Source organism: Paenibacillus sp. FSL M7-1046, assembly GCF_038007405.1.
Taxonomy (GTDB): Bacteria; Bacillota; Bacilli; order Paenibacillales; family Paenibacillaceae; genus Paenibacillus_AQ.
In genome coordinates, this window is the sequence record NZ_JBBOXB010000001.1 from 7,690,497 (window position 1) to 7,697,258 (window position 6,762).

Annotated in this window: 2 protein-coding genes; both read right to left on the bottom strand. The window is 54.7% G+C overall.

Features of this window, described 5'->3' with window-relative positions; translation table 11 throughout:
- Window positions 1-35: 35 nt before the first annotated feature.
- On the bottom strand, window positions 36-1,292 hold the full coding sequence (gene fabD, locus NYE29_RS34455) for an ACP S-malonyltransferase (RefSeq protein WP_340899897.1): 1,257 nt from the start codon (window positions 1,290-1,292) through the stop codon (window positions 36-38).
- Window positions 1,293-1,656: 364 nt separating this feature from the next.
- A complete protein-coding gene (locus tag NYE29_RS34460) occupies window positions 1,657-6,759 on the bottom strand; it encodes an amino acid adenylation domain-containing protein (protein ID WP_340899898.1) in 5,103 nt (1,700 codons plus the stop codon).
- Between the last annotated feature and the right edge of the window lie 3 nt (window positions 6,760-6,762).

The following is a 6,762-nucleotide window of genomic DNA, read 5'->3' on the forward strand; positions in this document are numbered from 1 at the left end:
TAGCTTTGCGTTCGATCTGTATCTCTACCAGTCAGTCAAAACATCAGCAGTCCTTGAAATAAACCGGGCATACCTGTTTCGTTAATCGCCTGTTCCAAACGTAATTTCAGCTCATCGACAGGCAGCTTCTTGCCTTTAAGAATAGTCCCAAGCAGATGTAGGACTTTCTCTGTCTGCTCTAATGTTGGTTCTTTTCCGGAAACAGTTATTTCTTCCTTCATTCTCTGGATCATCTTATACGGCCCGATCACATTTCTTTGATATTCATCCGCATTTGAATTGTGATTTTTGGTGCATACGGCAATAGATAAGCATTTATCCATCAGATTACCCGTGCTTCTTAGGTGACTTCTCTCCGAATCACCCCTCAGGTTGTCAAGACAATCTTGCATTGTCGAATGGATGGAATCTGTTGCATATACCTTCGCTTCCGGAAAACGTTCCTTCAAAAGCGGCCCTAGTGTTTCACGAGGCCCCGTCTCGATAAATGCTTGAACGGGCAGAGTTGCCATCCTGTTCATGCAAGCCGTCCACAAAACCGGGTTCATTAATTGGTCAGTGAGCAACGGAATAATATCCTGTTCACTTTTGTAAAAATCCCCCGTAACATTCGAGACAACTGGATGCTGCAAAGGATGAAGTGTAAGTCCGCCTAAGAATTCGCGAAACGGAGCTAAGGCCGGTTCCATGAGTGGACTGTGAAAGGGCGCGCTGACTTTTAACGGTATCACTTGCGCACCTGCATGTTTCATGGAAATCGCTGCTTCTTCCACTGCGCCCTTTACCCCTGATATTACAGTTTGTTTGCTGGCATTATAGTTAGATGGCACGACGGTCCCTATATTTAGCGAAATCTCCCTGCATATCTCCTTCACTTGCTCTGATGAAAGTCCAACCACGGCATACATCGAACCCCGGCCCTCCGGCACCGCTTCTTGCATATATTTCCCTCTGGCATGCACAAGCTTGACGGCGTCGGCAAACGATATAGCTTCCGCTGCACATAACGCCGATATCTCTCCAAGGCTATGCCCCGCAAGGACGGGTTGCACAATTTCAACCTCTTGAAGTATTATGCGATAGGCAATCAAACTTACAGTTAAAATTGCGGGTTGGGCGATTTCCGTCTTTCTAAGTATTTGAGTGCTTCCCTCGAAACATATTTTTTTAAGATCGAAACCAAGAGCATCGTTGGCCATCTCGAATAATTCCCGTGCGATAGGATACGCTGAATGCCATGCTTGACCCATCCCGACATATTGCGAGCCTTGGCCAGGGAATATAAATGCCATTTTATACAAATACAACACCTCACTATATTCAATCCATCAATGTCCATAAAGTCCAATCATTAACTTTTATCGAAGAGTCACAAAAATCGATGTATTCGCATTAAAAAATGAATAGGAACGTGAAATTATGCATGTAAATAAATCTGACAAAATTAGAAATTGATTTTTGTAAATTCTAGTTCCAGCTTCTTTCCAGATCAACTGCCAAGCCAATGGCTCCGAAGCTTTTCATCGCTGGAACTAGAATTCTGTAACTATTTCAGATAAAAGAGTACACACTATCGGTCAGCACAGAAACTAGATTCATATAAACCGACTTGGCCATTGTTACCGAAGATTAACCCTAGTAATACAACAGATCCTGTTATTCAAAATGAATAATATCGAATAATTCGTCTTCCTCCTCTTCTTTTTCATGTTGAAAGATTTCCATTTTTAATTCTCTAATGCAAACGGAAGGAACGGTTGCCGTGGCTTTGATAAGTTCACAAAATCCTTGAAGCAGTCTCGTCGCCGTCCCATGCTCGAATAAATCCCGGCTATACTCTAAAGATAATTGAAGGCCCTGTTCGATTTCGACAACAATCATCGTCAGATCCATCTTCGTTGTCGAAGTCTCTTGTTCAACGGAGCGAACCTCAATATCTGTTAAATAGAGAATCGATTGCTCCATGTTCTGCAGCACCAGCATCGTGTCAAACAACGGGTTGCGGCTCCTATCGTGCCGCACGTTCAGCTTCTCGACCAGTTCCTCGAACGGATAGTCCTGATGCTCGAATGCCGCCAGCGTCCGCTCCTTCACCTCGCGCACGAAGTCCATAAACCGCTTCTCCCCGGACGGGGCGTTGCGCAGCGCCAGCGTGTTCACGAACATCCCGATCATCGGCTCCGTATCCGTATGCGTCCGTCCCGACACCGGCGTGCCAACCACGATGTCGGTCTGCCTCGTGTACTTGTGCAGCCACACGTTATAGGCGGCCAGCAGCACCATGTACAGCGTGGCTCCGGTCTCCGCCGCAATCTGCTTCAGCCCCTCGGCTACATCCGCGCTGATCTGCGCATGAACCCGTCCGCCTTCGCTGCTTGGCACTGCCGGACGCGTCCGGTCGGCCGGCAGCTCCAGCACCGGCGCTTCCTCTGCATAGACCGACAGCCAGTACGCCTCATGCCCTTGCATCCGCTCCACCCCGAGCGTGCCCTGCTGCCAGACCGCGTAGTCCTTGTACTGAATCCGCAGCGGTGTCAGCTCCTCACCGGCATACGCCGCCATGAAGTCCGACACCAGAAGGTTCATCGACACGCCGTCCGACACGATATGATGCATATCCCACACCAGCCAATGGCGCTCCTCCGCCAGCCGCAGCAGCCCGGCCCTCAGCAGCGGCGCCTGACTCAGTTCAAACGGCCGTACGAAGCTCCGGGTGAGTTCCCGGGCCTGTGCTTCATCTGCACCCCGGTATACCCATTCAAACGCCACGTCTTCGTGCACCTGTTGTCGCGGTTCGCCGTCAATCCACGTGAACGACGTGCGCAGCGATTCGTGTCGGGCGATGACCGAGCGAATCGCTTGTTCCAGCCGATCCGCATCCACCTGCCCGGCCAGTTCCACGACGCCCGGCATGTTGTAGCGCGTGCTCTCCGGCTCCACCTCATGCAGCACGTATAGCCGCCGCTGCGCCGAAGACAGCGGATAATCCTTGCCCGGTTTCGCCGGTTCGATGGCGCTGTATGCCATCTTCGACATCCCCTCGATCTTCCGCGCCTGCTCCTTGATCGTCGGCAGTCGGAATACGTCCTGCAGCGTCAGCTCTACGTTCATCGTCTTCTGGATTTTGGACACCAGCGCGGTTGCCCGCAGCGAATGCCCACCAATCGCAAAAAAGTCGTCGCGCATCCCGATGTTCTCTACGCCAAGCACGTCCTGCCAAATCCCGAGCAGCTTCCGTTCCGTCTCGCTACTCGCTGCCTCATACCGTTCTTCCGAATGAACTCGGGCATCCGGCTCCGGCAACGCTTTGCGGTTCAGCTTGCCGTTAGGGGTCAGCGGCAAGCGCTCCATCGGCATCATGTATCCCGGTATCATATAGGACGGCAGTGCCCGCCCGAGGTGCTCCCGAATCTCCGCCGAAGCCGTCTCCTCCTGCAGCACCATGTACGCGCACAAGTATTTCCCGCCGGCCGCATCCTCACGGGCGATCACCACTGCTTCGCGGACCGCCTCATGCTTCAGCAACTGGTTCTCGATTTCTCCCAGTTCCACCCGGTAGCCGCGGATCTTCACCTGGTAATCTTGGCGTCCCAGGAACTCCATGTTGCCGTCCGGCAGCATGCGCCCCATGTCTCCCGTCCGGTACATCCGCCCCTGCGGCACAAACGGATTGGCCATAAACGATGCGCTGGTCTTCGCCGGATCGTTCAAATAGCCTCTGGCTACGCCCACTCCCCCGATATACAGCTCGCCGGCCACCCCGTACGGCACCGGATGCCGACCTGCGTCCAGAATATAGAAGGTATTGTTCGCCAGCGGCTTTCCGTACGGTATGCCCGTTTGATCCGCCGTAACTTCCTGGATCGGATAGTAGTTGGACCATACGGTGGCTTCCGTCGCACCCCCAAGTCCTATCACTTGGACGTTCGGGAAGTATGCCTTCGCGCGCTCCGCCAAATCGACCGGAATCCAGTCCCCGCTCACCAGCGCCAGCCGCAAAGCCTTCTGGCTGATCGCCTCCTCCTGTTCCTCTAGGCCATACAGCACATGGTTCAGCGTCGTCGGCACCGAGTCCCAAATCGTAATGGCTTCCTCTTCCAGCAACTGCTGCATCTGCTTAGGATCCTGCACCTGCTCCCGGCTTGCAATCACAATCTGGGCGCCTGCCGCCAGCGGTCCGAAAATGTCATACACCGACAAGTCGAAGCACATCGACGTGATGAACAACAGCCGGTCTTCCTCATGCACGCCACATTCCTGATTGACCCAGCTGACCAGGTTCACTGCCGAATGATGCTCAATCATGACGCCCTTCGGCTCCCCGGTTGAACCGGATGTATATATAATGTACGCCAACTCGTGCGAATCTTTGGCAAGGCGAAGCGCCTCACTGGAATGCTCAATCAGCGAAGGGTCCCGGCTGTCGACGAATAGCGCAGGCGCTTCTGCATACGCCTGATCGACGACAACGACGCTTACTCCCGCATGGCTGATCATATGTGCGATCCGGCTTTGCGGGTAGTCCGGATCCATCGGTACATACGCCGCGCCGGCTTTCAGAATCGCCAGCATACCGATGATCATCTCAAAACCCCGCCCGGTCATCAGCCCGACATGATCATTGAGTTTCACCCCCTGGGCCCGCAGCCGCCGCGCCAACCGGTTCGACCGCTCATCCAGCTCCCGGTAGGTCAATGGCTGGCCGTTCCAGTTTAAAGCGGTCCGCCCGGGTGTCCTCGCCGCTTGTTCCTCGAACAGTTGGTGCAGCGTCTTCTCTGCTGCGTACGGCATATCCGTCCGGTTCCATTCGTACACGATCGCTTGCCGTTCTGCAGCCGTCATTAGGCGCTCTACCGACAAGATATCGGTCTCCTCGTCACATAGGGCTTCAAGGATTCGTTCGTACCAGGCGAACGCCGTTTCGATCTCCCGATCCTCAAAATAAGCTGGCGCATATTTGATCTGCATGTTCAGCCTGTTAAAGTATTGCGATACTTCCAGATCAAACCACGTATTCGTCATTTCGTTTGCTTCCAAGCTCAGCGCCGCCATCTCCGATGCCAACTCTTGCCCCGGCCCCATCTCCTCCAGCACATGAAAATCCGTATAGTTAAACAGCGTATCGAAGATCGGGTTGACGGACGGGCTCGACACTTCACCAATTGCATGGGCAATGTCGGCCAGAAACAGTTCATGCGCCTTCATTTGCCCAAGCTGCCGTTTTGTACGGTTCACCAGTTCCCGCTTGGACACTTCGCGCGCCAGCCCCATGCGGATCGGCACCGTATTGAGGAAGCAGCCTAATACTTTGTCTGCATCTCCGATGGCCGGCCGGTCGTGGCTGACCACGCCCGTGACAATCTCTTCCTCCGTCGTCAGGATGCCCAGCAAATACACGTGCGCGCTCAAGCACAGCTCCTTGACGGTACAACCGTACCGCTTCGCCTGCCGCTTCAAGGCTCCCAGCAGCGTGCTGCTCAGTGGCCTGCGGTAAATTTTGCTGGCCGCTCCGCGGTCCCTCTTCTTGCCCGCGTAGTTAAACGGCAGCTTGTTGCGGGAATACCCCGCCAATTCGCGGATCCAATATTGCCGGCTCTCCTCGTCGCTCTCCCGGAACCGGTTGATGGCCACATAATCCTTGTAATTGCTATCCAGCGGCTTGACCTCCGCCGGCTCTCCCTGCAGCAGTTGCTGATAAATGCCTGCAAACTCCTGCTGAAAGGACGCCACGCTCCATCCGTCCAGAATCGCATGGTGGACCGTAAACACCATGCAATAATCATGCTGTGTATTCATCCGGAACAAGCGAACTCTCCACAGCACCTTGCCGTCAAACCGGAACAAGTTGCGCTGGTCTTGTTCGATATGCGCGCGGATGACGCGCTCCTGCTCCTCCCGGCTAAGTGAGGAGACATCTTCCACCGAAAGCTCTGGAACGATCCGGGCGTGCACAAGCTGGACCTCTTCCTCGAAATGTGTGAGATCGAAGGTGGTGCGCAGAATCGGATGCCTATCGGATAACCGCTGCAGCGCTTCTGCGAACCGGTCCGCCGACACGATCCTGAGGTGATGCAAAAACTGATCGTGGTAGATCGGCTCCTCCGGCCGCAATCTCGAGTAGAACACCATGCTCTGTTGAATTTTGCTAAGCGGATACACGTCCTCGTAATCCTCTGGCAGGTGCTTCGCCTGCTCGGAATCCTCCATGATACGCCGCTTCATCTGCTCCAGCAGCTCCCGCCCCGACTCCAGCTGCCGGTCCGGCTTGCGCTCCTGAGATAAGAAGTCGGACAGCTCTCCGATAGTCTGATGCAGGTACAACTCTCTTAACGGGAGATCCGCCTCCATGTCGCGATTCATCCGGCTGACGAGGCGGATCGCCTTGATCGAGTCGCCGCCCAGCACAAAGAAGTTATCGTAGACGCCGACCTGCTCCGCTCCCAGCACTTCCTGCCAAATCTCCGCCAGTTGCCGCTGCGTCGGCGTGCTTGGCGCTTCGTATTCCTTTCCCGCCTGAACCAGCCCTTGCGGCTCCGGCAACGCCTTGCGGTCCACCTTGCCGTTAGAGTTCAGCGGCAGCTTCTCCAGCTCCACAAAGTAGGACGGGATCATGTATTCCGGCAGTTGCGCCGCCAGATGCGCACGCAGCTCCGGTACCGGAACGGCTTCGTCGCTTACAAGATACGCGCACAAGTATGCCTGCCCTTGCTCGTCCTCGCGGGCCATGACCACCGCTTCGCGGATCTGCGCATGCGCCAGAAG